Origin of the sequence: Bradyrhizobium sp. (genome assembly GCF_036009065.1) — a bacterium.
Lineage (GTDB): Bacteria > Pseudomonadota > Alphaproteobacteria > Rhizobiales > Xanthobacteraceae > Bradyrhizobium.
The window spans coordinates 1-24,183 of record NZ_DASYMN010000436.1 but is presented as its reverse complement, the minus strand read 5'-3'; the positions used below and the strand labels follow the sequence as shown (position 1 = coordinate 24,183).

At 63.4% G+C, this 24,183-nt stretch carries 21 protein-coding genes; 15 read left to right on the top strand and 6 right to left on the bottom strand.

What is annotated here, in order from left to right:
* Positions 1-2: 2 nt before the first annotated feature.
* From rfaE1 to VGP39_RS25930, 3 genes are read left to right on the top strand one after another with little or no spacing between them, the layout of a single operon-like run.
* A complete protein-coding gene (gene rfaE1, locus VGP39_RS25940) occupies positions 3-1,475 on the top strand; it encodes a D-glycero-beta-D-manno-heptose-7-phosphate kinase (protein ID WP_327570947.1) in 1,473 nt (490 codons plus the stop codon).
* On the top strand, positions 1,472-2,782 hold the full coding sequence (locus VGP39_RS25935; protein WP_327570946.1) for an O-antigen ligase family protein: 1,311 nt from the start codon (positions 1,472-1,474) through the stop codon (positions 2,780-2,782). Before rfaE1 ends, VGP39_RS25935 begins: the two co-directional genes overlap by 4 nt.
* A gap of 60 nt (positions 2,783-2,842) precedes the next feature.
* Positions 2,843-4,816 carry a nucleoside-diphosphate sugar epimerase/dehydratase gene (locus VGP39_RS25930; protein WP_327570945.1) on the top strand — a complete coding sequence of 658 codons (1,974 nt, stop codon included), beginning with the start codon at positions 2,843-2,845 and terminating at the stop codon, positions 4,814-4,816.
* Here the strand turns inward: VGP39_RS25930 and VGP39_RS25925 are convergent.
* Complete coding sequence (locus VGP39_RS25925) at positions 4,805-5,557, bottom strand: glycosyltransferase family 2 protein (RefSeq protein ID WP_327570944.1); 753 nt, start codon at positions 5,555-5,557, stop codon at positions 4,805-4,807. The two genes, VGP39_RS25930 and VGP39_RS25925, sit on opposite strands and share 12 nt — an antisense overlap.
* Before the next feature lie 137 nt (positions 5,558-5,694).
* On the bottom strand, positions 5,695-6,654 hold the full coding sequence (locus VGP39_RS25920; RefSeq protein ID WP_327570943.1) for a lysylphosphatidylglycerol synthase transmembrane domain-containing protein: 960 nt from the start codon (positions 6,652-6,654) through the stop codon (positions 5,695-5,697).
* A gap of 213 nt (positions 6,655-6,867) precedes the next feature.
* Here VGP39_RS25920 and VGP39_RS25915 point away from each other — a divergent pair, with 213 nt between their 5' ends.
* The 6 genes from VGP39_RS25915 to VGP39_RS25890 all read left to right on the top strand — a co-directional run bounded on the left by VGP39_RS25915 (position 6,868) and on the right by VGP39_RS25890 (position 15,251).
* Complete coding sequence (locus tag VGP39_RS25915) at positions 6,868-8,280, top strand: mannose-1-phosphate guanylyltransferase/mannose-6-phosphate isomerase (RefSeq protein WP_327570942.1); 1,413 nt, start codon at positions 6,868-6,870, stop codon at positions 8,278-8,280.
* A gap of 225 nt (positions 8,281-8,505) precedes the next feature.
* Positions 8,506-9,474, top strand: coding sequence for a Gfo/Idh/MocA family oxidoreductase (locus VGP39_RS25910; RefSeq protein WP_414644810.1), 969 nt, complete (start codon positions 8,506-8,508; stop codon positions 9,472-9,474).
* Between the two features lie 60 nt (positions 9,475-9,534).
* Positions 9,535-10,686 (top strand): DegT/DnrJ/EryC1/StrS family aminotransferase, encoded by a 1,152-nt coding sequence (locus VGP39_RS25905; protein ID WP_327570940.1) that lies wholly within the window; start codon positions 9,535-9,537, stop codon positions 10,684-10,686.
* A gap of 103 nt (positions 10,687-10,789) precedes the next feature.
* Positions 10,790-12,316, top strand: coding sequence for a murein biosynthesis integral membrane protein MurJ (gene murJ, locus VGP39_RS25900; protein ID WP_327570939.1), 1,527 nt, complete (start codon positions 10,790-10,792; stop codon positions 12,314-12,316).
* A gap of 67 nt (positions 12,317-12,383) precedes the next feature.
* On the top strand, positions 12,384-14,687 hold the full coding sequence (locus VGP39_RS25895; RefSeq protein WP_327570938.1) for a xanthine dehydrogenase family protein molybdopterin-binding subunit: 2,304 nt from the start codon (positions 12,384-12,386) through the stop codon (positions 14,685-14,687).
* A gap of 114 nt (positions 14,688-14,801) precedes the next feature.
* Positions 14,802-15,251 (top strand): cytochrome c, encoded by a 450-nt coding sequence (locus VGP39_RS25890; RefSeq protein WP_327570937.1) that lies wholly within the window; start codon positions 14,802-14,804, stop codon positions 15,249-15,251.
* Positions 15,252-15,365: 114 nt separating this feature from the next.
* Here the strand turns inward: VGP39_RS25890 and VGP39_RS25885 are convergent, their stop codons facing one another.
* Positions 15,366-15,788 (bottom strand): CHRD domain-containing protein, encoded by a 423-nt coding sequence (locus tag VGP39_RS25885; protein WP_327570936.1) that lies wholly within the window; start codon positions 15,786-15,788, stop codon positions 15,366-15,368.
* A gap of 150 nt (positions 15,789-15,938) precedes the next feature.
* Between VGP39_RS25885 and VGP39_RS25880 the strand changes: the two genes are divergently transcribed.
* Positions 15,939-16,865 (top strand): cytochrome c, encoded by a 927-nt coding sequence (locus VGP39_RS25880; RefSeq protein ID WP_327570935.1) that lies wholly within the window; start codon positions 15,939-15,941, stop codon positions 16,863-16,865.
* Between the two features lie 143 nt (positions 16,866-17,008).
* Here the strand turns inward: VGP39_RS25880 and VGP39_RS25875 are convergent, their stop codons facing one another.
* On the bottom strand, positions 17,009-17,254 hold the full coding sequence (locus tag VGP39_RS25875) for an Lrp/AsnC family transcriptional regulator (RefSeq protein WP_327570934.1): 246 nt from the start codon (positions 17,252-17,254) through the stop codon (positions 17,009-17,011).
* 123 nt (positions 17,255-17,377) lie between these two features.
* Between VGP39_RS25875 and thiD the strand changes: the two genes are divergently transcribed.
* The 3 genes from thiD to VGP39_RS25860 all read left to right on the top strand — a co-directional run bounded on the left by thiD (position 17,378) and on the right by VGP39_RS25860 (position 19,564).
* Complete coding sequence (thiD, locus tag VGP39_RS25870; protein ID WP_327570933.1) at positions 17,378-18,178, top strand: bifunctional hydroxymethylpyrimidine kinase/phosphomethylpyrimidine kinase; 801 nt, start codon at positions 17,378-17,380, stop codon at positions 18,176-18,178.
* Between the two features lie 179 nt (positions 18,179-18,357).
* Positions 18,358-18,522, top strand: a complete 165-nt coding sequence (locus VGP39_RS25865; RefSeq protein ID WP_327570932.1) for a hypothetical protein — start codon at positions 18,358-18,360, stop codon at positions 18,520-18,522.
* Between the two features lie 52 nt (positions 18,523-18,574).
* Complete coding sequence (locus VGP39_RS25860; protein ID WP_327570931.1) at positions 18,575-19,564, top strand: threonine/serine dehydratase; 990 nt, start codon at positions 18,575-18,577, stop codon at positions 19,562-19,564.
* Positions 19,565-19,571: 7 nt separating this feature from the next.
* Here the strand turns inward: VGP39_RS25860 and VGP39_RS25855 are convergent, their stop codons facing one another.
* Entirely contained in the window at positions 19,572-20,594 is a 1,023-nt protein-coding gene (locus VGP39_RS25855) for a hypothetical protein (protein WP_327570930.1), read from the bottom strand.
* 89 nt (positions 20,595-20,683) lie between these two features.
* Between VGP39_RS25855 and VGP39_RS25850 the strand changes: the two genes are divergently transcribed.
* Positions 20,684-21,883: an MFS transporter gene (locus VGP39_RS25850; RefSeq protein WP_327570929.1), complete on the top strand. Its 1,200-nt coding sequence runs from the start codon at positions 20,684-20,686 to the stop codon at positions 21,881-21,883.
* Here VGP39_RS25850 and dgcA read toward each other — a convergent pair.
* Positions 21,853-22,848, bottom strand: coding sequence for an N-acetyl-D-Glu racemase DgcA (gene dgcA, locus VGP39_RS25845; RefSeq protein WP_327570928.1), 996 nt, complete (start codon positions 22,846-22,848; stop codon positions 21,853-21,855). The two genes, VGP39_RS25850 and dgcA, sit on opposite strands and share 31 nt — an antisense overlap.
* A gap of 138 nt (positions 22,849-22,986) precedes the next feature.
* Here dgcA and VGP39_RS25840 point away from each other — a divergent pair, with 138 nt between their 5' ends.
* A complete protein-coding gene (locus VGP39_RS25840; RefSeq protein ID WP_327570927.1) occupies positions 22,987-24,120 on the top strand; it encodes an ABC transporter permease in 1,134 nt (377 codons plus the stop codon).
* Positions 24,121-24,183 lie beyond the last annotated feature (63 nt).

Genomic DNA, 24,183 nt, shown 5'->3' with positions numbered 1-24,183 from the left:
TGATGTTCGATTTTGAAGCATTGTCGAATGCGATGGTCCGCCAGACGGTGCTATGCATCGGCGACCTGATGCTCGACGAATTCGTCTATGGCGAGGTCTCGCGCATCTCGCCGGAAGCGCCGGCGCCGGTCATCGCAGTGCAGCGTTCCGAGACCAATATCGGCGGTTCCGGCAATGTCGCGCGCAACATCGCATCGCTCGGTGCGCGCTGCATCTTCGTCGGGCTGATCGGCGAGGACGACGCGGGAAAAACGCTGAAGGCCGCGCTGGCGCAGCAAAGCCTGATCGAAAGTGTGCTGATTTCAGATCCGGCGCGGCCAACGACGCGAAAGGTGCGGTTCGTCTCCGAGCATTTCTCGACGCATATGCTGCGCGCCGATTGGGAAAAGGCGTCGCCCGCTTCCGCTGATATCGAGCAGAAGCTGATCGATGCGATCCTGCCGCTGCTTTCCCGCGCGGATATCGTATTGCTGTCCGATTATGCCAAGGGCGTGTTGACCGCGCGGGTGATCCGCTACGTCATCGACGCCGCGCGAAAACTCGGCAAACGCGTCATCGTCGATCCCAAGAGCGCCAACTTTGCCATCTACCGCGGCGCGACGCTGCTGACGCCCAATCGCAAGGAGTTCGCCGAGGCAACGCGCAGCCGCGCCGGCACTGAGGCGGAAATCGCGGACGCGGCGCAGGAAGCTATGTTGCTCGCGGACTGCGAGGCCATGCTGGTGACGCTAAGCGAACACGGCATGATCCTGGTGCCGCGCAACGGCGAGGCCATTCAGGTGCCGGGGCATCCGGTCAAGGTGCGCGATGTCTCCGGGGCCGGCGATACGGCCGCGGCGGTGGTCGCCGTGGCGCTCGCGGCCGGCGCCGATTGGGAAACCGCGTTGCGCGTCGCGAATGCGGCGGCGGCGGTCGCGGTCAGCAAGAAAGGCACGGCCGTTGTCACATCAGCGGAATTGCGGCGAAAAATTTTGCCGCATGCCTTCCTCGCAGCGGAGGAAAAGATCGTTCTTGCCCCAGGCGATCTCGACGCCCATCTTGCGGATTGGCGCAAGCAGGGCTTGAGAGTCGGATTCACCAACGGCTGTTTCGACATTCTGCATCCCGGTCACGTCAAGGTTTTGACCGCGGCGCGAGGCGCCTGCGACCGGCTGATCGTCGGCCTCAACAGCGATGCCTCGGTGAGGCGACTCAAGGGCGAGGGGCGCCCGGTGCAGGACGAGCGTGCGCGGGCCGAAGTGCTGGCGGCGCTGGAGGCGGTCGATCTCGTCGTCGTCTTTGAAGAAGACACGCCGATCGAATTGATCGGGCGGATCAAGCCGAGCGTGTTGGTGAAGGGCGGCGACTATGCCCGCGATCAGGTTGTCGGCCATGAGGTGGTTGAGGCGAGCGGCGGCGAAGTGCTGCTGATCGAGGTCTTGCCCGGCTTCAGCACGACCTCGCTGGTCCAGCGGGCGCGTGAGGGCGGGGCATGAATGCGAAGGCCGCACGCTCGCTCGCGAGCCCGGCACTGCCGGGCTGGCGCGATCCGGCGATCGCGGTAACCACGGCGGATATTTTCGCTGTGCTGACCGCACTGGCGCTTCCGTGGTCGACCTCGCTTACCGCGATTTTCGTGCTTCTCTGGCTGGCGGCCGCAGCCTGGATGCTCGACTACCGGGTCTACTTTCAGTCGCTGAAGCGTCCCGCTTGCGCACTGCCGCTTGCGCTTTTTGCCCTAGCCGCGGTCGGCACCTTATGGTCGGACGCGCCCTGGGCCGCGCGTCTTTATGCGGTCGGGCCTACGCTAAAGCTGCTCGTGCTGCCCGGGCTGTTCTATCATTTCCAGCGCTCGGCGCGGGGGATGTGGGTGTTCACGGCGTTTCTGGTGTCGTGCGCGGTGTTGATGGCAATATCCTGGATCGTCGCGTTCGAGCCGGACTTGACGCTCAAGCCGGCGGCGGATGCGTCGCGCGGGATCTTTGTCAAAAATTACATCGACCAAAGCCAGGAATTCGCATTGTGCGCCGTGGCGCTGGCCTATCCAATCGCCAACTTGCTGCGGGCAGGGAGAATCTGGCTCGCGGCAGCGCTGGTTGCGCTGGCATTGGGGTTCGTCCTCAACATGATGTTCGTCACCGTGTCGCGGACGGCGCTGGTTACCATGCCGATCATGCTGGCCGTGGTTGCGGCGCTCCACCTGACATGGCGGAGCAATGTCATCCTATTGTGCATAGCAGTCGTACTGGCGGCGTCGGCCTGGGCGATGTCGCCTCAATTGCGCTCAACGACCGAGAGGTTCTCCCGGGATTACGCGATTTACAAGGAGCGCGATCAGCCGACGTCGATCGGGCTGCGGCTGGAGTTCTGGCAAAAATCGCTGCGGTTCTTTGCCGGGGCGCCGATTGTTGGACACGGCACCGGTTCGACACGCGGGCTTTTTGAGCACGCCGCGACCGGCCCCAAGGTTCTTGCCGGCGGCCAGGTGATCGGAAACCCGCACAATCAGACGCTGAACGTCGCGGTGCAGTGGGGCACGGTCGGGGTCGTGGTGCTGTATGCGATGTGGCTGTCCCATTTGCTGCTGTTTCGCGGCGACGGCGTAGTGCCCTGGATCGGATTGCTGGTGGTGGTGCAAAACATCTTCACCTCGCTGTTCAATTCACACCTGTTCGATTTCCACGAGGGATGGATGTACGTCCTGGGCGTCGGCGTCGCGGGCGGCATGGCGCTAAGGATGCGACCGGAGAATGCGGCGGTGGTTCCGGCAAACCGTGACGGCTGGCATGCACGGGCGAGATAAGCTATCAGCAGCCCCGGGAACGGGGCAGAAATTCAATAATAGTGGTTATTGGTCGACGAAATGACGCGTTTTTCGAATCTGACATTGCGTAACTTGCTGATTGTGGCGCATGACGCGCTGGCGACCGCGCTTGCGCTGCTCGTCAGTTTTTACCTTCGTTTCGAAGGCGGCGACTCTTTCTTTGACCGCCTGCCGCTTTTGCTGCGCATCCTGCCCTGGTTCATCGCGCTCAGCATTGTGGTTTGTTACGTCTTCAATCTGACCACCGCGAAATGGCGGTTCATTTCGTTGCCGGATGCGTTAAATATCCTGCGCGCGGCCACGGTCCTCACGCTGGCGCTGGTGGTGCTGGACTACATTTTCGTCGCGCCGAACATTCACGGCGCTCCCGTCGCACCGAACATTCAAGGCGCGTTCTTCCTCGGCAAGATCACCATCATCCTTTACTGGTTTCTCGAGATATTTTTTCTCAGCGCATTGCGCTTCGCCTATCGTTATTTCCGTTATACCCGCGCGCGCTATCACGCCCGGACCGACGAGGATGCCGCGCCGGCGCTTTTGATCGGCCGCGCCGCAGACGCCGAGGTTCTTCTGCGCGCCATTGAAAGCGGCGCGGTCAAACACTTGTGGCCGGTGGGGGTGTTATCGCCGTCGCCGGCCGATCAGGGACAGATGATCCGCAGTATTCCGGTGCTGGGCGGGATCGACGATCTCGAAGACGTGATCCAGGATTTCGCAAGACGCAATAAATCGATCGCGCGCGTGGTAATGGCACCGTCCGCGTTTGAGCCGGAAGCGCGGCCCGAATCCGTGCTGATGCGGGCACGCCGGCACGGGCTGATTGTCAGCCGGCTTCCATCGCTGGGGAGCGGCGATGCCCCACGGCTGACAGCGGTTGCCGTCGAGGATCTCCTGCTGCGTCCAAGCGAAAAGATCGATTACGCGCGGCTCGAAGCTCTGGTGAAGAACAAGTCGGTCATTGTAACCGGCGGGGGCGGATCGATCGGCTCGGAGATTTGCGACCGCGTCGCGACGTTCGGCGCCGCCCGGTTGCTGGTGATCGAGAATTCGGAGCCGGCGCTCTATGCCGTCGTCGAGTCGCTTGCTGCGCAGAACACCGAAGCCGTGATCGAGGGCCGCATCGCCGATATCCGTGACCGCGACCGTATCCACCGACTGATGAACGAGTTCAAGCCGGACATCGTGTTTCATGCCGCAGCGCTCAAGCATGTGCCGATTCTCGAGCGCGACTGGAGCGAGGGCGTCAAGACCAACATCTTCGGATCGGTCAACGTCGCTGACGCCGCCGTCGCTTCGGGCGCGGACGCGATGGTGATGATCTCGACCGACAAGGCGATCGAGCCGGTTTCCATGCTCGGCCTGACCAAGCGCTTTGCCGAGATGTATTGTCAGGCGCTCGATCACGAACTGGCGGGCCAGCCGGATGGCAAGCCGCCGATGCGGCTGATTTCAGTGCGGTTCGGCAACGTGCTGGCATCGAATGGTTCGGTTGTGCCGAAATTCAAGGCCCAGATCGAGGCGGGCGGCCCGGTAACGGTCACCCACCCCGATATGGTCAGGTATTTCATGACCATCCGCGAAGCCTGCGATCTCGTGTTGACGGCGGCGACGCACGCGCTGACGCCGGTGCGTCCGGACGTCTCGGTCTACGTGCTCAATATGGGCCAGCCGGTCAAGATTGTCGATCTCGCCGAGCGCATGATCCGGCTTTCCGGCCTGCAGCCCGGCCATGACATCGATATCGTCTTCACCGGGATGCGGCCGGGAGAGCGGCTGAACGAAATCCTGTTCGCAACCGAAGAGCCCACCGTCGAGATCGGGCTCGCCGGTATCATGGCCGCCAAACCCAACGAGCCGCCCATGCACGTGTTGCGAAAGTGGATCGGCACGCTCGAGCAGGCAATCGCAAGAGACGACCGGGCCACCATCAAGGCCGTTCTGAAGGATGCGATCCCCGAATTCGGTCCGGCCATGCCGGCCGAACCGGCAGCCGGCCCGGCTCTACAGGCTTAGTTTGCGAATCTGAAAAATCCGCCGGGCGAAGCGCAGGAAAAATGCCGGGTCGATCGGCGGCGCATTCAGGTGTTCGCGGCGTGACTGCAAACATTCCAGATTTCCGCGCAGCGTCACGCGCCAGCCTTTGGTGCTGATGCCGCCAACCTGAAAGTCGGCGATGACCTGAGGAAGATAGCGCACGCGGAAATCGTTTAACGCCAGCGCGCGCAGCATGTAGTCATAGTCTCCGGTGGTCACGTATTTCAGGTCGTATTCGCCGACCTTTTGCGCCACTTCCCTGCGCATATAGAAGGTCGGGTGGGGTGGTACCCAACCGAGCTGGAACGCGTAGCGTTTGAACATTCCACCCCGCCACGATCGGACCAGAGTCTTGGTGCGATGATCGGTCACCATGTTGAGGTCGCCATACACGATATCGCAATCCCGCATCGCCGTGGCGATATCCGCAAGAGCGCGGGAATCGTGAAATGTATCATCCGAATTCAGAAACCCGATGGCATCGCCTTGAAACAGACGAAAGCCCTTGTTCATCGCATCGTAGACGCCCTTGTCTTTTTCCGAGAAAACACGGATCGCGTCCGAACCGAACGACTCGACGATCTTTACAGTCGCGTCGCTCGATGCCCCGTCAATCACCAGCATTTCTTTTTCCGGATGCGCTTGCTCCAGAAAAGATTCGATGGTGAAGCCGATCGTCGCCTGGGAATTGTAGCTGGCTGTTACGACGCTGATCTTCATTGGCATCCCGGGACATCATTGACGTTACCGAGGCGAAGCTGGTCTGTCAAAAACCGCCTTTGTCGGATGCATCACATGGCGGGGCTTCAATTCCGTCAAGTTACAAGCACGCAATCGGCGGCGCCGGGGAGTGGCCGCTACTCGGGGACCTCGATCGGCGCGGAGCCCTGCGCCCGCTTTTCGGCACTGAAGATCCATACCAGGCCCCCGAACGCGCCGACGATAAAGGATACGCAGCCGAACAACAGCGACACATTGACGCCTTCATTGCTCGCAAGCCCGGCATAGCCGAACGCCAGTCCCATGGTGGCTTCGCGCACGCCCCAGCCGGCAATCGAGATCGGCAGCATCGTGATCAGCATGACCGGCGGGATCAGCTGAAAAGTCTGGCCGAACAGCACCGGGGCTGCGATCGACCGCACCACGCACCAGGCAACGACGACGGCCAGAACATGAACCAGGAGCGACAGCGCCGCCAGTTTCGGTCCGCGCTTGCGGCTGAAAATCACGCGGTTCGCGATCACCGAGCAGGCGTGAAGATGATGCGTCGCCCACCAGCGCCTCAACCACGGCCATGGCAGCCTGCCCAGCAGCAGAAATCCGGCGCCCGCCGCGAGCGCCGCGAAATCGACGATCAGCAGCGCCGACCGGCCGTGCGGGTTGTCGATGAGCCGATAGCTCCATGGCAGGCTCGCCACGATCACGACCGCAAGCGCGATCAGGCCGATCGCGCGATCGACGAAGATGGAATAGGTCGCTGCACGCCACCCGGCGCCGCCGCGCGCGACAAGCCATAACCGTACCGCGTCGCCGCCGATCGAGGATGGCAGCGTCTGGTTGAAGAACGTTCCGATCAGGTTGAAGCGCACCGCCTGCGTTATCACCAGCGGCGCGCCGCAATCGGCGCTGATCTCACGCCACCGCAACGCACCGACAAAAATCTGCAGGAACATCACGGCGATCGCAAGGCCGATCCAGCCCAGGCTCGCGATGTCGAAGCGCGATGCTAGGTCGTAAAAATTGATCTTGCTCAGCGCGAAATAGAGCAGCGCCGCGGAGATCAGTATTTTGACGGTTGAAAGCAGGATCCGGCGCATGTCGTCCGCGCTCGTCAGGTTCGAGAGGGGGGTACAGGAGACACAAATCCGACGGGCGGGCCGGACTTTACCCGTCTTGGTATGGTTTCGGCGCCGATCTGGCAATAGCCCTTCAAACGGGTATTGCGGTTCCCTTGATGCGACGGGTAAAGAGGCTTGGGAAGTGGCCGTCTGGTATCGCAGCCACGTCATGCAGAAGATGTTCGGGGTTCGATGGACAGGCGAATTATTCCACTGATCATGTGCGGCGGCGCCGGAACGCGGCTATGGCCGGCGTCGCGCGAGGTGCGTCCGAAGCAATTCCTGCCATTGTTCGGTGCGCGCTCGACGTTTCAGGATACGCTGATGCGGGTTTCCGACGCGGCGTTGTTCGAGCGCCCCATCGTCATCACCAATGCCGTGTACCGTTTCATGGCGCTGGAGCAGCTTGCCGAGATCGGCATTGAGGCCGACGTTCTGCTGGAGCCGATGCGGCGCGATTCCGGTGCGGCGATAGCCGCCGGCGCGACGTTTGCGCAAATCCGCGATGGGGACGCCGTGGTTCTGGCGCTTGCCGCCGATCACGTCGTCGGCGATACCGCGGCCTTTGTCGCCGCCTGCCGTCAGGGTCTGATCGCGGCCGATGCCGGGCGCATCGTGACGTTCGGCGTGCGGCCGGAGCGTCCAGCCACGGAATATGGCTATATCAGCCCGGGCGAGCCGGTTTACGGCGAGGTTCGCATGGTGGCGAAGTTTGTCGAGAAGCCGGATCCGGCAACGGCGGCCGAATACATCAAGGCCGGCTATCTCTGGAACAGCGGCAACTTCATGTTCCGCGCGAGCGTGCTGCTCGACGAATACCGCAACGTCGACGCCGACAGCGTGCAAGCGGTCGGCGACGCCGTAGCCAAGGCCGGACGCGATCTCGGATTCGTGACGCTTGATTCGGAATCGTTTGCAAAAGCCAAGGCGATTTCGATCGACTACGCCGTGATGGAAAAGACCGCGCGCGCCGCCGTCGTGCCGGTGGCGTGCGGCTGGTCCGATGTCGGCTCCTGGCATGCGGTGTGGGAGTTGTCGGGCAAGGACGAACAGGGCAATGCCGCGCAGGGTGCCGCGGTATTCGAGGATTCCCGAAACTGCAACGTGTCGACCGACAAGGCGCTGGTCGCGCTGGAAGGCGTCGACGATCTGGTTGTGGTGGCGACCCAGGACGCCGTCCTGGTGTCCCGCCAGAAGGATGCCAACGGCCTCAAGCGGCTGGTCGCGAAATTGAAGGTGGTGGCGCCTCAGGTTACCGAGGAACATCTCAAGGTGCACCGCCCGTGGGGCAATTATCAATCGATCGACACCGGCGATCGTCACCAGGTCAAGCGTATTGTGGTGAAGCCGGGCGGCCGGCTGTCGCTGCAGAAACATCACCATCGCTCCGAGCACTGGATCGTGGTGCGAGGTGCTGCGCGCGTCACCGTCAACGAACTGGTCAAGGTCGTGCACGAGAACGAATCGATCTACATCCCGATCGGCGCCACCCACCGGCTGGAAAATCCCGGCAAGATCCTGCTGGAGCTGATCGAGGTTCAGACCGGGAGCTATTTCGGCGAGGACGATATCATCCGCATCGAGGATGACTATCGGCGCTCGTGACCGCGTTTCACACCGGCCCGGTGTTCCGAAATCCGGCAAAACGGTGTAATTCTTCGAATCAAAACGTGTTTGGGATCAATTCGCGGGCATTCGCCACATTTGTGGCGACGTGCTAGGACACCCCGTGGCGCTGGTCGCGCGATCCTGGCGGCCCTTTGTCACAGATTTATCGGGGTTCGTGAGATGGATTCACAGCGGTCTGCGGTCAGGGCAGGCGCGGAGCGCATGCTTCGGGTCGGCGTCATCGGCGCCGGTATCATGGGCAGCAACCATGCCCGCGTACTGGCGGGATTGCCCGGCATCGTGCTGGTCGGCATCGTCGATCCTTTGCCGGCCCATCGCACCCGAGCGACGGAGTTAGTGGGCTGCCGCACATTCGCTGCCCTTGACGAACTGATTGCGGAAGAGGTGGACGCAGTGACCATCGCCGCGCCGACGCATCTTCATCACGAGATCGCGCTCGCCTGCATCGCCCGTAACATTCACGTCCTTGTCGAGAAGCCGATCGCATCGTCCGTGCAAGAGGGACGCGACATCGTCGCCGCCGCCCGCCGCGCCGGCGTGACGCTGATGGTCGGCCATGTCGAGCGCTTCAATCCGGCGGTCGCCGCCATCAAGGCGGCGATATCAGGTGAAGATATTCTCTCGATCGCCATCACCCGGGTCGGCCCGTTCCCGCCGCGCATGTCGAACGTCGGCGTGGTGATCGACCTTGCGGTGCACGACATCGACCTGATCCGCTGGTTTACCGAGTCCGACATCATCGACGTGCAGCCGCAGCTCTCCAGCACGGTTGCCGAACGTGAGGACATTGCGCTTCTTCAGTTCCGCACCGCATCCGGGGTGCTCGCGCACATCAACACCAACTGGCTGACCCCGTTCAAGGCGCGCAACGTCACCATCGCGACCCGCGGCAAATACGTAATGGGAGACCTTCTGACCCGTCAGGTCACCGAATGCTTCGGCTTCAAGCCTGACGGCAGCTATTCCATGCGCCATTTGCCGGTCGGTCACGACGAGCCGCTGCGCGCCGAATTGATCGCGTATCTCGACACGGTGCGCACCGGCGGCGTGCCGGCGGTGACCGGCGATGAAGGGGTTGCCAGCCTCGAAATTGCGATCCGATGCCTGGAAACTCCCGCCAAGCCGGTTGCCGCCTCTGCCCGCAAAGGGCCGCGTCGGGTGGTCGGTTAGAGCATGATCGAATTGAAGTTGATCGCTCGGATGTCCCAATCTCAATCCCCGCAAGGCGCCATGAACCAGCATCTACGTGTCGACCCCGTGCCGTTCATCGATATAGGCGCGCAGCGCCGGCGGCTCGGCAAATCGATCGATGACGCAGTCGGGCGCGTGCTCGCGCATTGCCAGTTCGTCAACGGCCCCGAAGTGGCCCGGCTCGAGGCCGAACTCGCGGCCTTCAGCGGCGCAAGGCATGTGGTGACCTGCGCCAGCGGCACGGATGCGCTGCTGATGGTGTTGATGGCCAAGGGCGTCGGGCGCGGCGACGCGGTGCTTTGTCCGTCGTTCACGTTCTGCGCGACCGGCGAAGCCGTGGCGCTGGCCGGGGCGACGCCGGTGTTTGTCGATGTCGACGAGGCGACCTTCAACATCGATGCGAATGCGCTGGAGCGCGGCATTGGCACGGCAAAGAAGCTCGGACTCGAGCCGAAAGCGGTGATTCCCGTCGATCTGTTCGGGCAAAGCGCCGACCACGATGCCATCGCTGCGGTCGCCGAAGCCGCGGGCATGTTCGTGCTCGACGACGCGGCGCAGGCGTTCGGCGCCAGCTACAAGGGCCGGCGTCTCGGCACTTTCGGCCTTGCCACCGCGACCAGTTTCTTTCCCGCAAAACCGCTCGGCTGCTTCGGCGACGGCGGCGCGATCTTCACCGACGATGCCGAACTGGCGGAAACGCTGCGCAGCATCCGGGTCCACGGCCAGGGCGTGGAAAAATACGACAATGTCCGCCTTGGGCTGACCGGGCGGCTCGATACCATCCAGGCGGCGATCCTGATCGAGAAACTGAAAATCTTCGAGGACGAGATCGCGTCGCGCAACCAGGTCGCGCAGCGTTACGCGCGTGGGCTCGGCAATGTGGTGACCGTGCCGCATGTCGCCGGCGGCTGCAGCTCGATCTGGGCGCAATATACCATCCGGCTGCCGCGCGGCGTCGACCGCGACGGTTTTGCCGCGGCGCTGAAGGCGCAGGGCATTCCGACCGCGATCTATTATCCGAAGTCGATGCATCAGCAGACCGCCTACCGCGGTTTTCCGGTCGCCGAAGGTGGCCTGCCGGTCAGCGAAACGCTGTCCGACGACGTCATCAGCCTTCCCATGCACGCCTATCTCGACGAGGCGACGCAGCAGCGGATCATCGAGGCTGTGCGCGGCGCGCTTACGGCATGATCCCGAAAAGCGGTTTCCGGTTTTCCGGATTAGATCATGCTCAAATGGCGAATCTTCTGATTTCGCCGTTTTGAAGCGCCGCCGCATGCTGTAGAAGCGGCTGATGCTCGGACGTATTTTCACCGTCGGCGGCTATACGCTGCTCTCGCGGCTGACCGGCTTTGCGCGCGACATCATGCTCGCGGCGATCCTCGGCGCAGGACCGGTGGCCGATGCGTTCTTCGTGGCGCTGCGGCTGCCCAATCACTTCCGCGCGATTTTCGCGGAAGGCGCCTTCAATGCCGCGTTCGTGCCGGCCTATGCCCATCTTCACAGCGGAAACGAAAAATCGGCGAAACTGTTCGCCGATCGCATCTTCACGCTGCTGTTCAGCGCTCAAATCGTGCTGCTGGTGGTGGCGTGGCTGTTCATGCCGCAGGTGATCGCCGTCCTGGCGCCGGGATTTTCCGAAGATCCGGTGCGCGGCGAACTCGCGGTCGCGCTGACGCGGATCACGTTTCCCTATCTGCTGCTGATCACGCTGGTGACGCTCTATGGCGGCATGCTCAACGTCATGCACCGTTTCGCCAGCGCCGCGGCGGCGCCGATATTTCTCAATTTGTCGATGATGGCGACGCTGGCGCTGGCCGGGTTGTTTCCCGGCGCCGGATACGCGGCGGCCTGGGGCGTCTTGATCGCGGGGTTTCTCGAGTTTTTCCTGCTGGCGGGTGACGCTGCGCGTCAGGGCATCCTGCCGCGATTTGCCCCGCTCAGGCTGGACGAGGATGTCCGCGCCTTTTTTCGCGCGCTCGGACCTGCGACGGTCGGCTCGATGGGGACGCAGGTCGCGCTGTTCGCGGACACGATCATCGCGACGTTTCTGCCCGCGGGCGCGCTGTCGGCGCTGTATTATGCCGATCGGCTCAATCAGTTGCCGATCGGCGTGATCGGCATCGCCATCGGCACCGTGCTGCTGCCGGAAATGTTGCGGCGATTGACCTCGGGCGATCATGCCGGCGCGATCGCGTCGCAGCGCCGCGCCTTCGATTTCACGCTGCTGTTTTCGGTGCCGTTCGTGGCCGCGTTCCTGACGGTGCCGGACGTCATCATGCGGGCGATGTTCGCGCGCGGCGCGTTTTCGAAGGCGGATGCCGCTGCCGCCGCCGCCACGCTCGCGGCCTATGCGATCGGATTGATCCCGTTCGTCCTGATCCGCAGCGCGGTCGCGACCTTCTACGCCCGCAAGGATACCGCCACGCCGGTGAAGGCGGCGCTGACCGGCGTCGCCGTCAATGTCGCGCTGAAGATCGCGCTGGTGGGATCGCTGGCGCAGGTCGGCCTTGCGCTTGCTACCGCGGTCGGCGCCTGGGTCAACCTGCTGCTGGTGATCGGCTTTGCGGTACGGGCGGGGTATCTTGAGCTGGATGGGACGCTGGCGCGGTCATCGGCGAAGTTCGCCCTTGCCGGTATTCTACTCGGGGCTGCGCTCTGGTTCGCCGCGCGCTTCGCAGCGGCGCAATTTGCGCAATTGAGCGCCTTCCGCGACGAGGCGGCGCTTTTGCTGCTGATCGTGGTCGGCGCGATCGTGTACGGCGGATCGATTCTGCTGCTGTTCGGCCGGGGCTGGTTGCGGTCTCTGGTGCGGACCTGAAGCCGTTTGCGCTCGCCACCGATCCGCTGCAATATGACGAAAAATCGCGATGGAAATCGGAGATAAAATGGCTCCCATCAAATTCGGCGTCGGTCAAAGCGTGCTGCGCAAGGAAGACGACGCGCTGATCCGCGGCAAGGGCCGCTACACCGACGACCACGCGCCGGCGACCCTGCACGCGCTGATGCTGCGTTCCCCCCATGCGCACGCGAAATTCACCATCGACGCCAGCCGCGCCCGCGGCCTGCCGGGTGTCGCCGCCATCCTCACCCCCGACGACGTGAAGGATCTCGGCAGCTTGCCGTGCCTGTTCAATCTCGAAGTCGATCCTTTCACGGGACCTCCCTATCCGATCCTCGCCGCCGGTGACGTGCGGCATGTCGGGGACGCCGTGGCGTTCGTGGTCGCGGACACCATCGATCACGCCCGCGACGCGGTCGAGGCGATCGAGGTCGATTGGACGCCGCTGCCTGCGGCGATCGGTGTGGTCAATTCCGTGAAGCAAGGCGCGCCGCAGGTCTGGCCCGATCATGCCGGCAATGTGCTATTCGACGTGCCGATCGGCGACAAAAAGGCCACCGAGGCGGCCTTCGCCAAAGCGCATGCCGTTGCCGAGATATCGATCGTCAATCCGCGCATCGTCACCAACTTCATGGAAACGCGCGCGGTGGTCTGCGAATACGACGCCAAACGCGATCATCTGACGCTGACGGTCGGCAGCCAGGGCAGCCACCGGGTGCGCGATATCCTGTGTCAGAACATCCTGAACATCCCGGTCGAAAAGATGCGGGTGATCTGCCCGGATGTCGGCGGCGGGTTCGGCACAAAACTGTTTCCGTACCGCGAATACGCGCTGGCCGCGTTTGCCGCGCGAAAACTGCGCAAGACGGTCAAATGGGCGGCCGATCGCGCCGATCACTTCATGGGCGATGCCCAGGGCCGGGACAACGTTACCACCGCCCGCATGGCGCTGGCCGAAGACGGCAAGTTCTTGGGCATGGACGTCGACCTGATGGGGGACATGGGCGCGTATCTGTCGACCTTCGGTCCGTATATCCCGCATGGCGGTGCCGGCATGCTGCCCGGGCTTTACGATATCCAGGCATTCCATTGCCGCGTCCGCACGGTGTTCACCCACACGGTGCCGGTCGATGCCTATCGCGGCGCCGGGCGACCCGAAGCGGCCTATGTGGTCGAGCGGCTGGTCGATGCGTCGGCGCGAAAGCTCGGGATGACGCCGGACGCGATCCGGCGCAAGAATTTCATCCCGCCGCGTGCGATGCCCTACAAGACTGCTACCGGCAAGGTTTATGATTCCGGCGACTTCACCGCGCATATGAAGCGGGCGATGGAGATTGCGAACTGGAAGGAATTTCCAAAGCGCGCCAAAGCCGCAAAGAAGCAGGGTCTTGTGCGCGGCATCGGGCTTGGCACCTATGTCGAAGTCTGCGGCACCATGGGCGAGGAGACCGCCAATGTGGCACTCGATCCCAATGGCGACGTCACGATGCTGATCGGCACCCAGTCGACCGGGCAGGGCCATCAGACCGCCTATGCGCAAATCGTCGCCGAGCAATTCGGGCTCGCGCCCGAGCGCGTGCACATCCTCCAGGGCGACACCGGCAGGATCGCGACCGGCCTCGGCACCGGCGGCTCGGCATCCATTCCCACCGGCGGCGTCAGCGTAGAGCGCGCCACCCGCACGCTGGGGACGAATTTGCGGGAGATCGCCGCCGATGCCCTGGAGACCAGCGCCGCCGATCTCGAGATCAGCGATGGCACAATTCGGATCGCCGGCACCGATCGCGCGATCTCTTTTGCCGATCTGGCCAAACGTCCGGGCGTCGATCCGTCGAAACTCAATGCAAGCGCCACCTTCACCGCCGCCGACGGCACCTATCCGAACGGCACCCATCTCGCCGAGGTTGAGATCGATCCGGCCACCGGCAAGATCAGAATCGTGAATTATGTCGTGGTCGACGATTTCGGCGTGACGCTGAATCCGCTGCTGCTTGCCGGCCAGGTTCATGGCGGCGCGATGCAGGGCATCGGCCAGGCGTTGATGGAGCAGGCGGTCTACGACCCGAAGGACGGCCAGCTGGTAACCGGAACGTTCATGGACTACGCGCTGCCGCGCGCCGCCGATGGCCCGTCGTTCGTGTTCGAAACCCACAACGTGCCCTGCAAAACCAATCCGCTGGGCGTGAAGGGCGCGGGCGAGGCCGGCGCGATCGGCTCATGCCCGGCCGTCGTCAATGCGATTCTCGAGGGGCTGTGGCGGGAGTACAAGATCGATCACATCGACATGCCGGCGACCGCCGAACGGGTCTGGATCGCGATCCGGGAGCATCAGCGGCGGCACAGCCTGTGAATTCATCATCTTGGGCGTGGAATGAAATGCCCGGCGTGGGGTTAGATTGGCGGTAGCTCAGGTTCGGTTGCGAACTGGCAGAGCGATTGAAAAACAGGGAAGGGGAGCGGGCCGATGATACGTACTGTCGTTGTCGTAGGAGCGTTACTGCTGGGGGTCGGCGTCGTTGCGGCGCAACAGGACAAGGTCAAAGAGGCGCAGGACATGATGAAGGCCAACGGAAAGAACCTGGGCGGCGTTTTGAGCCCGATGTTCAAGGGCGAAAAGCCCTACGATCAGGCCGCTGTCGATGCCGCTCTCACACAACTCGACGACACCGCCAAGAAGCTTCCGACCCTGTTCCCCGCCAGCCTCAAGGACGCCAAGTGGGAAGGCGATTTCAGCCCTTCCCCCAAGATTTGGGAAGACAAGGCCGGCTTCGACGCGAAGATCGCCAGCTTTGCCAAGGTGGTGAGCGAGGCCAAGGCCAAGATCAAGGATATGGACTCGCTGAAAGCGAATTTCCCTGCGATCGGCAAGGAATGCGGCGGTTGCCACGAGACTTTCCGCGTCAAGAAGGGCTAACCTTCGGTTTTTAGCGGACTATGAAATTAAAGAGGGCGGGCGCTTGGAGCGTCCGCCCTCTTTTGTATTCTCAATCGCGCGAAGTCTTAACTTCGTCACCGCAGCTGCAAAATCTTACTTCATGACCTGGCCGCGGATTTCGCCGCCCTTGTTGGCGTCGGTGTGGACATTGACATAGTACTTGCCGGCCGTCAGATCGGCCGCCTGGGCATCCGTCAGGGTAGCGCTGCCTTCCGAACCGCTCGCGGTGTTGCTGATCGGGACCGCAACGCCGGCGTTCTTGCCGGGCTCGGCAGGGCCGTGGAAATGCGCTGCGGTCGCGGGACCGGACAGCCCCGAATAGGTCAGCTTCCAGCTCAGCTTCTTGGAGGCGGGATCGTAGTCGATGTCGGCGGTTCCGGTAGCCGCGCTGGTATTCGGCGGGACCTGGGACTTGCCGTCGAGGGTTGCTTTCATCTTGTCAGCAAAAGCCGGTCCGGCGAAGGCAATCGCCGCGCCGATTGCCAGCGTAGCGAGCGTGACTTTGGTCTTTGACATGGTTCTCTCCCTGTAGACGTCGATTTACAACAATGCGACTTCGGATTTATTCCCGGATTCGGCGCGAACACGGCTAAACTTCATTGAGACAGTAGCCGGGAATTTATCCCATACTGGCAATATTGGTGCCCTGGAACGATGGATTAGCACGTGCTGAGACGATTTTTCCTTGCCCTCGTTCTTGCCGGCGTCGCCGGCCTTGGCATTTTCTGGTGGCTGACGATCCCGTCGGCCGTTCCCGCCAGCGCGTTGCCGGCCTATACCCCCAATCCAGCCAATGGTCTCACAACGTTCAATGCAGGTGGATGTTCCTCATGCCATGCCGTGCCCGGTCAACCCGACCGTACCAGGCTTGGCGGGGGTCTCGCTATTCCGTCCCCGTTCGGGACGTTCTACGTACCGAATATCTCCCCCGATCCGGCCGATGGAATCGGGCGCTGGACCGAGGCTGATTTCGTCAGCGCGCTCATCAAAGGCACTTCACCGCAACGGGCGCATTACTTCCCGGCGTTTCCCTACACGTCCTACCAGCATGCGAAGGTCGAAGACGCCCGCGACCTCTTTGCCTTCTTGAAAACGCTGACGCCGGTGTCCGGCAGGGTGCGCGACCACGCCGTGCCGTTTCCGTTCAATATCCGCCGCAATATCGGCGTCTGGAAGTTGCTGTTTATGGACGGCAAGCCTTTCACGCCAGATGCCGCGCGCTCCGCACAGTGGAATCGCGGCGCCTATCTGGTCAACGCGCTTGGCCACTGCGCCGAATGTCACAGTCCGCGCAATTTTCTAGGCGGCATTATCGCCGACAAACGCTTTTCGGGCGGCCCCAATCCGGAAGGCGAGGGCTGGGTGCCGAACATCACGCAAAAGCGGCTTAGCGATTGGAGCGAAAAGGACATCGCCTATTTCCTCGAAACCGGGCAGACGCCCGATGGCGATACCGCGGGCGGTTCAATGGCCCGCGTGATCCGGAACACCTCGCAACTGAGCGCCGAGGATCGCGCGGCAATCGCCGAATATCTCAAATCGCTGCCGCCGGTGGAGGGACCGCCGCGGCCGGCGAAGAAGAAAGAGGGCTAGAATAACGTAATGCCGTCATCCTGAGGAGCTGCGCACTTGCGCGGCGTCTCGAAGGATGGCCGCGTGCACCGGCGCTTGTGGCCATCCTTCGAGGCTCGCCGAAGACGGCGAGCACCTCAGGATGACGTTGGTGTATTACTCTCCTACTTCGAACCGAACGCCTTGAAGGTGATGATGGTGTGGGTGTCCTCGATGCCGGGAATCACCTGGACCTTTTCGTTGACGAAGTGGCCGATGTCGGTGTCGTTGTCGACGTAGAACTTCACCAGCAGGTCGTAGTCGCCGGCGGTGGAATAGATCTCCGAGGCGATCTCGGCTTCCGCGAGCGCATTGGCGACGACGTAGGACTGGCCAAGCTTGCATTTGAACTGGACGAAAAAGGGAACCATCGCTGCTGTCTCCGAAGGCGTCGCGCCGGACTCAATATAGCGTGTAAGGCAACTTGCTGCCAATGGCGGGCCGCGCTACCACCGGGCATCGGCTTGAACGGGGAGCGTGTCGCGAGCAGAACGATGACCATTCCGATTGCGCTCACCATCGCCGGCTCGGATTCCTCGGGCGGCGCCGGCATCCAGGCGGATCTGAAGACGTTCGCAGCCTTCGGCGTCTATGGCGCGTCTGTCGTCACCGCGCTCACCGCGCAAAACACCAAGGGCGTCAGCGGCATTCATCAGGTGCCCGCGGACTTCGTGACCGCGCAGCTCGACGCGGTGTTCGGCGATCTCGACGTGAAAGCCGTCAAGATCGGCATGGTCGCGCAACGCTCGGTGGTCGACGCGATTGCCATGGGGCTTGAGCGGTGGCCGCCCGGGCATGTGGTGCTCGATCCGGTGATGGTCGCGACGTCGGGGGATCGCCTGCTGGCGCCGGATGCGATCGAAGCGCTTAGAACAACACTCATCCCGCGCGCGGTGCTCATCACGCCGAACCTGCCGGAGGCGGCGGCGCTGCTCGACGAGCAAATTGCTTCAAGCGAAAGCCAGATCGAGAGTCAGGGCAAACGTCTGCTGGCGATGGGCGCTAGCGCGGTATTGATCAAGGGTGGCCACGGCAAGGGTGCCGAGAGCATCGATTATCTAATCCGCGAAGCCGGCGTTGTTGCGTTGGCAGCTCCACGCATTGCCACCGAAAACACCCACGGCACCGGATGCTCGCTGTCCTCTGCCATCGCGGCGGGCCTTGCCAAGGGCGACGATCTGGAGACCGCCGTTCGCCACGCCAAGGCCTGGGTGACCGCAGCGATTGCCGCGGCCGACCGCCTGAGCGTCGGTCACGGCCATGGGCCGATCCATCATTTCCATGCCTTCGATTAGGGGCCGCATATACATTGCCGTCATCCAGAGGAGCCGCGCGCTTGCGCGGCGTCTCGAAGGATGAGTCGCAGGCACCGCGTTCGTGGCCGATCCTTCGAGGCTCGTCGCTATGCGGCGAGCTGTCGTGGCAACATCGCAGTCCGCTGAATCGGATTCGCGGTTAATATGATTCGCCGGGCGTGCCTGGCGGCATCAAACCCTCACCGCAAGAGTGCCGCCGGTTCGCCGCAAGCCAGGGCTGGGAAGCGTCGGCCCGCGCATTCGTCAACAACATCAGCGATGTACGGGCCGAAACCAACTCGGATTTGCAGATCGCGCCAGAACAGCCGCGACTGGCCACCTGACTTGCATCTGCGCGTCTTGCCCGCCTGTTGCGGCTCGCGATAAAAGGTGTGCATGACAAATTCTGCTTCGCCCTTGCCGGTAACGTCCGTCGACGTCGATGCCGCGGCGCGCGTGCTCGCGCCATTCGCGGTGCGGACGCCGTTGCTGTCGTCGCCGGCGCTCGACGAACGGGTCGGCGCAAAGGTTTTCCTGAAGCTGGAAATGCTGCAGCGGACCGGATCGTTCAAGTTTCGCGGCGCTTTCAACAAGCTGTCGTCGATCCCGCAAGCCGCGCGCGGCGGCGGCGTGGTGGCATTCTCGTCGGGTAACCATGCGCAGGGCGTGGCGGCTGCGGCGCAGATCCTGAACATGCGGGCTACCATCGTGATGCCGTCGGACGCGCCGCGCTCCAAGCGCGAGCGCACCAAAGGCTACGGCGCCGAGGTGGTGCTGTACGATCGCGATCGCGAGGATCGCGAGGCCATCGCCCGCGACATCGCCGGGAAACACGGCGCGACGCTGGTACCGCCCTACGACGATCCCAAAGTCATCGCCGGGCAAGGCACCGTCGGCCGCGAGATCGCCGAAGACATGGCCGCGCTCGGCATCACCCCCGATATCGTCATTGCGCCGGCATCCGGCGGCGGCCTGGTCGCGGGTGTCGCGACCGCGGTGAAGGCGCGCTATCCGTTGGCGAGGTTGATGTCGGCCGAACCTGAAGGTTTTGACGACCATGCGCGTTCGCTGCGCGCCGGCAAGCGCGAGCCGCACCGCGCCGAGGGGCGCACCATCTGCGATGCGCTGATGGCGTCGATTCCCGGCCAAATCACATTCGCCATCAACCAGCGGCTACTCACCCAGGGCGTCACGGCATCGGACGTGGAAGTCGGTATCGCAGTCGCGTTCGTGTTTCGCGAACTGAAGCTGGTGGTCGAGCCGGGCGGGACCGTTGGTCTCGCCGCGCTGCTGGCCGGCCGTTTCGAGGCCCATGGCAAGACCATCGTCATCGTGCTGTCGGGCGGCAATGTCGATGCGGACCTGTACGCGAAATTGATCGGCTGACGCTGGTTCACGAGAAAAATGCGATCTTCTCGGCCTGACTCATGCGCCGGATCGGCGCCAGCGGGTCGAGATCGGAAGCGCCCGGGTTGCGCACGATTCCATTGGCGATCAACGATGCGCCCAGTGAGGGATCCGGCATCGGTGCTGGGTCCGGCCGCGGCGCGGTGGTTGGCTCGGCTGCCTGCGCGACGATATCGGGGTCTGCCGGACTCGTCTCCAGCATGTCAGTCTCGACGATACCAGCATCATCAAAATCCGGAGCGGCCATTTCCAAGGCGATCATGTCCAGCACGGCATCGTCATGCGCGACGTCGGCGTCGATGGTGGCGGTTTCGATCCGCACCGTTACGACGGAGTCTTGCGTCGGCGAGGCCGCTGCAAGGTCTTCGGTTCCGCCCTCGCAGGGCGCTGCGGGCCGCGCAGTGGCAGCAGGCGCTACTTCGTAAGCAGCCGCCGGCGGGGACCCAGGCGTTTCGGAAACCGGCGATTGTTGTGCCATTCCCTCGTCTGCAAGCCGCGCGATCCGCTGCTCGATCAGGTCGAATGCGGCATTCAATGCCGCCTTGGAATCGGTCGCAACGATATCGCTGCAGCCGGTCTCGATGGCGCCGACCTGGGAATCGATCAAATCGTAAATCCGGCCGTCAGCTCCGATCTCGCGAAGCCGCGACAAGGTCTCGCGAATGACCTGCGCGCCCTTGCGGATCGGCTCGAGCGATTCTTCGACACCGCCAAACGCCGCGGCCGCCGCGGCCTTCGCTTCGTCAACCGCATCCCTGATGACCGCCAACACCTCCAGTCCATCGTCAGGCGCCGCATTTTTCTGGGCGGCGAGGTTCTCTTCGATCCGCGCCACCGCGTCGAGCACCATGCGGGTGTCGGCATTGCGGTTGCGCTTGGCATATTCGCTGAGGAACCAGCGGCCCCGCGAGGTCTCCATGAAGGCTTCGCGGATGGCGTCATAGTCCGCTTCGCCAGGCTGCGCGGCGCGGGCGGAGATCGGCGATAGGGCGAAAGCTTCGTCGGCCATGGAAAACCCGTCGCGCAAAACTCGTGGCGCAAATCACTACGCGTTGCTGGTACGATCATCATGAACTCAAGCGAATCGCAATTGAATTGATGGCTTTCGAACCACAAATCCCCATCGCTTCGCAAACTGCACCGAAGCGATTCGCGACGCGGCTGGCGCTGTTTTACGCCGCGCTGTTCGGCCTGGTGGGAACGCATCTGCCGTTTTTTCCGGTGTGGCTGAAGGCGATCGGCATCGACGCGTCATGGATCGGGATCATTACGGCGGTGCCGTCAGTGACGCGGTTTACCGTACTGCCGTTCGTCACCGGCTTTGCCGAAAGGCGCCGGTCGCTGCGCGGCGCCATGATCGCCACCGCTTTCGTGAGCGCTCTCGGTTTCTCGGTCATCGGCGCCTTGCACCAACCGCTCGCGATATTGCTCGCCTATCTGGTGACCGCCTGCTTGTGGACGCCGATGACGCCGCTCACCGACGCCTACGCGTTGAAGGGCGTCTCGCGCTACGGCCTCAACTACGGGCCGCTGCGGTTGTGGGGCTCGGCGGCATTTGTGGTGGGGGCTCTCGCCTGCGGGTTGCTGGTCGATGTCATCGCGGCCAGACACCTGATCTGGGTCATCGTCGCAGTGGCCTGGCTCGGCGCCTTGGTCAGTCTCCGGTTGCAGCCGCTGGAGGTTGCAAAAACGGCTCCGGCCACGACGTCGCGCGCGTCCGCGCTGCTGCGCCAGTCCGGGTTTCTTGCGATCATCGTGGCTGCGGCGCTGATCCAGGGCAGCCATGCCGCCTATTACACCTTCGCTTCCATCGCCTGGCAGAACGCGGGACTGGGCGGGTTGACCATCGCGGCACTTTGGGCGCTCGGAGTGATTGCCGAGATCGTGGTATTTGCGCTGTCGCCGCGGTTCACGCTGTCGCCTGCAATTCTCGTGATCATCGCCGCGCTCAGTGCCGTTGCGCGCTGGCTGATTATGGCGCAGGAACCACCGCTGCCTATGCTCGCGTTGGTCCAGTTGGCGCACGGACTGACATTCGGGCTCACGCAGATCGGCACCATGGGACTGTTGGTGCAGCATGTGCCGGGTCATGTGATGGCGCGGGGGCAGGGTTATCTCACCGCCTGCACCGGGATCGTAACCAGCATCGCGTCTGTTCTGTCCGGCGCGATCTATGCGCAGCACGGGCAGGGCGTCTACTACCTGATGGCTGCGATGGCGCTGGTAAGCGCCGTGGTGATGTGGCTGGCGCGTCACCGGCTGGCGCATCAGCCCCAAAGCGCCGCGTCGGGCGGATAGACCGTGCTGCCGTCGTAGCGCAGGCCGCCGTCGCGATCCCGGGCCAGCAGCAATGGCCCGTCGAGATCGACGAAGCGGGCTTGCGGCGTCAGCAGCATCGCCGGCGCCATCGAAAGCGAAGTCGCGACCATGCAGCCGACCATGATTTCAAACCCGAGCGCTCGCGCCGCATCGGCCATCGCCAGCGCCTCGGTCAAGCCGCCTGCCTTGTCGAGCTTGATGTTGATGGCGTCATAGCGTTCGCGCAGGCCCTCCAGCGAGGCGCGGTGGTGTACGCTTTCGTCGGCGCAGATCGCGACCGGCCTGCGGATACGCGCCAGCAGCCCGTCTTGCCCGGCGGGAAGCGGCTGTTCGATCAGGGTGACGCCGACGGCCTCGCAGGCGGCGAGATTCTGCTCGAGATTGGCCGGGGTCCAGGCCTCGTTGGCGTCGACGATCAGCTCGGATTCCGGGGCTTGCTTGCGCACGGCCGCGATCCGGTCGCCGTCGCCATCGCCGCCGAGCTTGATTTTGAGCAGCGGCCGGTCCGAGGCCTTGGCGGCCGCCGCCGCCATCGCCTCCGGGGTTCCCAGTGAGATCGTGAAGGCGGTGGTGCAGGGTCTCGGGGCCGGCCGCCCGAGCAGCTCCCAGGCCCGCTGACCGCCGATCTTGGCTTCCAGGTCCAGCAGCGCGCAATCCAGCGCATTCCGCGCCGCACCCGCCGGCACGGCGCCTTGCAAGCCCCGCCGGTCGAGCCCCCCACGCAGCGCCTCCTGCATCGACAGGAGTGCGGCCAGGGTTGCTTCGGGGGTTTCGCCGTAACGGGCGTAGGGTACGCATTCCCCGCGCCCGGTATGGGCGCCTTGGCGGACCTCCGCTACCACCGTGATCGCCTCGGTTTTGCCGCCGCGGCTGATGGTGAAAGCGCCTGCGATCGGCCAGCGTTCGATTCGGGCGGCGAGCTTGGGCGGTTTGCTGGAAGTCATTTCAAAATCTGGCAATTTCCGAACCGCAGGGTTGCCCGGCGCAACCAAGTATGGCTGGTTAGAACCGTATCCCACAAGGCAGCGGCGGCGTGTCGATTTTATTTCCGCCGCCGGCGGGAACCTGCGCAGGAGTTGACATTGGACGGCGGCCCGACACTGGAACGGATTGTACAGGGCAACGGCCTTGCGTTGTGTGCCGCGGGCTCGTGGACCGCCCGCTTTGCGTCCGATCTTGAAGCGCTTGTCGGCGATGCTGAGCGGCTGACCGGAAGCCGACCCAATATCTTCATCGACGTCTCGCAGGTCTCCAAGCTCGACACGTTTGGCGCCTGGCTGATCGAGCGGCTGCGCCGCAGCCTGACCCAGGGCAGCGTCGAAGCGAAGATCGCCGGGCTTTCCGCCAATTATTCGAGCCTGGTGGACGAGGTGCGGCGGGTGAAAGCGGCGCCCGAACCCGAGGCCGCTTCGGCGACGGTCACCGGCCTTTTGGATCAGATCGGCCGCAGCGTGTTCGGTCTGGGCGAAACATTGACCGGACTGATCGGCATGCTGGGGGCCGTGCTTGCCGCCGCCGCGCGCGTGATCCGGCACCCCTCCGGATTCCGCCTTACCTCGACCGTCCATCATCTCGAACAGGTGTGCTGGCGCGCGGTGCCGATCGTGGTGCTGATCACCTTCCTGATCGGCTGCATCATCTCCCAGCAGGGCATATTTCATTTCCGCAAATTCGGCGCCGACGTGTTCGTCGTCGATATGCTGGGCGTGCTGGTGCTGCGCGAAATCGGCGTGCTGCTGGTGGCGATCATGGTGGCGGGCCGCTCCGGCAGCGCCTATACCGCCGAACTCGGTTCGATGAAGATGCGCGAGGAAATCGACGCCTTGCGCACCATGGGTTTCGATCCGATCGAGGTCTTGATCTTGCCGAGGATGCTGGCGCTGGTGATTGCACTGCCGATCCTGGCCTTCCTCGGCGCGGTCGCGGCGCTGTATGGCGGCGGCCTGGTGGCATGGCTCTATGGCGGCGTCGATCCGGAGGCATTCCTGCTTCGCCTGCGCGACGCTATCTCGATCGATCACTTCACGGTCGGCATGATCAAGGCGCCGGTGATGGCGGCGGTGATCGGGATCGTTGCCTGCGTCGAGGGGCTTGCGGTCGAAGGCAGCGCCGAATCGCTCGGGCAGCACACGACGTCGTCGGTGGTGAAGGGAATATTTTTGGTAATCGTGATGGACGGCGTGTTTGCGATCTTCTTCGCATCGATCGGAATGTAGCGATGGTCGCCGATGTCTCCGATGCCATCATCCGGGTTCGCGATATCTCGGTGCAGTTCGGCG

Excerpts from the sequence above, each read along its gene's own strand:
- VGP39_RS25905 (WP_327570940.1), top strand. The coding sequence starts at position 9,535 with ATGAACCAGCATCTACGTGTCGACCCCGTGCCGTTCATCGATATAGGC.
- VGP39_RS25890 (WP_327570937.1), top strand. The coding sequence starts at position 14,802 with ATGATACGTACTGTCGTTGTCGTAGGAGCGTTACTGCTGGGGGTCGGC.
- VGP39_RS25920 (WP_327570943.1), bottom strand. The coding sequence starts at position 6,654 with ATGCGCCGGATCCTGCTTTCAACCGTCAAAATACTGATCTCCGCGGCG.
- thiD (WP_327570933.1), top strand. The coding sequence starts at position 17,378 with ATGACCATTCCGATTGCGCTCACCATCGCCGGCTCGGATTCCTCGGGC.
- VGP39_RS25915 (WP_327570942.1), top strand. The coding sequence starts at position 6,868 with ATGGACAGGCGAATTATTCCACTGATCATGTGCGGCGGCGCCGGAACG.
- VGP39_RS25885 (WP_327570936.1), bottom strand. The coding sequence starts at position 15,788 with ATGTCAAAGACCAAAGTCACGCTCGCTACGCTGGCAATCGGCGCGGCG.
- VGP39_RS25930 (WP_327570945.1), top strand. The coding sequence starts at position 2,843 with ATGACGCGTTTTTCGAATCTGACATTGCGTAACTTGCTGATTGTGGCG.
- VGP39_RS25935 (WP_327570946.1), top strand. The coding sequence starts at position 1,472 with ATGAATGCGAAGGCCGCACGCTCGCTCGCGAGCCCGGCACTGCCGGGC.
- VGP39_RS25875 (WP_327570934.1), bottom strand. The coding sequence starts at position 17,254 with ATGGTTCCCTTTTTCGTCCAGTTCAAATGCAAGCTTGGCCAGTCCTAC.
- dgcA (WP_327570928.1), bottom strand. The coding sequence starts at position 22,848 with ATGACTTCCAGCAAACCGCCCAAGCTCGCCGCCCGAATCGAACGCTGG.
- rfaE1 (WP_327570947.1), top strand. The coding sequence starts at position 3 with ATGTTCGATTTTGAAGCATTGTCGAATGCGATGGTCCGCCAGACGGTG.
- VGP39_RS25860 (WP_327570931.1), top strand. The coding sequence starts at position 18,575 with ATGACAAATTCTGCTTCGCCCTTGCCGGTAACGTCCGTCGACGTCGAT.
- murJ (WP_327570939.1), top strand. The coding sequence starts at position 10,790 with ATGCTCGGACGTATTTTCACCGTCGGCGGCTATACGCTGCTCTCGCGG.
- VGP39_RS25850 (WP_327570929.1), top strand. The coding sequence starts at position 20,684 with ATGGCTTTCGAACCACAAATCCCCATCGCTTCGCAAACTGCACCGAAG.
- VGP39_RS25855 (WP_327570930.1), bottom strand. The coding sequence starts at position 20,594 with ATGGCCGACGAAGCTTTCGCCCTATCGCCGATCTCCGCCCGCGCCGCG.
- VGP39_RS25895 (WP_327570938.1), top strand. The coding sequence starts at position 12,384 with ATGGCTCCCATCAAATTCGGCGTCGGTCAAAGCGTGCTGCGCAAGGAA.
- VGP39_RS25925 (WP_327570944.1), bottom strand. The coding sequence starts at position 5,557 with ATGAAGATCAGCGTCGTAACAGCCAGCTACAATTCCCAGGCGACGATC.
- VGP39_RS25910 (WP_414644810.1), top strand. The coding sequence starts at position 8,506 with ATGCTTCGGGTCGGCGTCATCGGCGCCGGTATCATGGGCAGCAACCAT.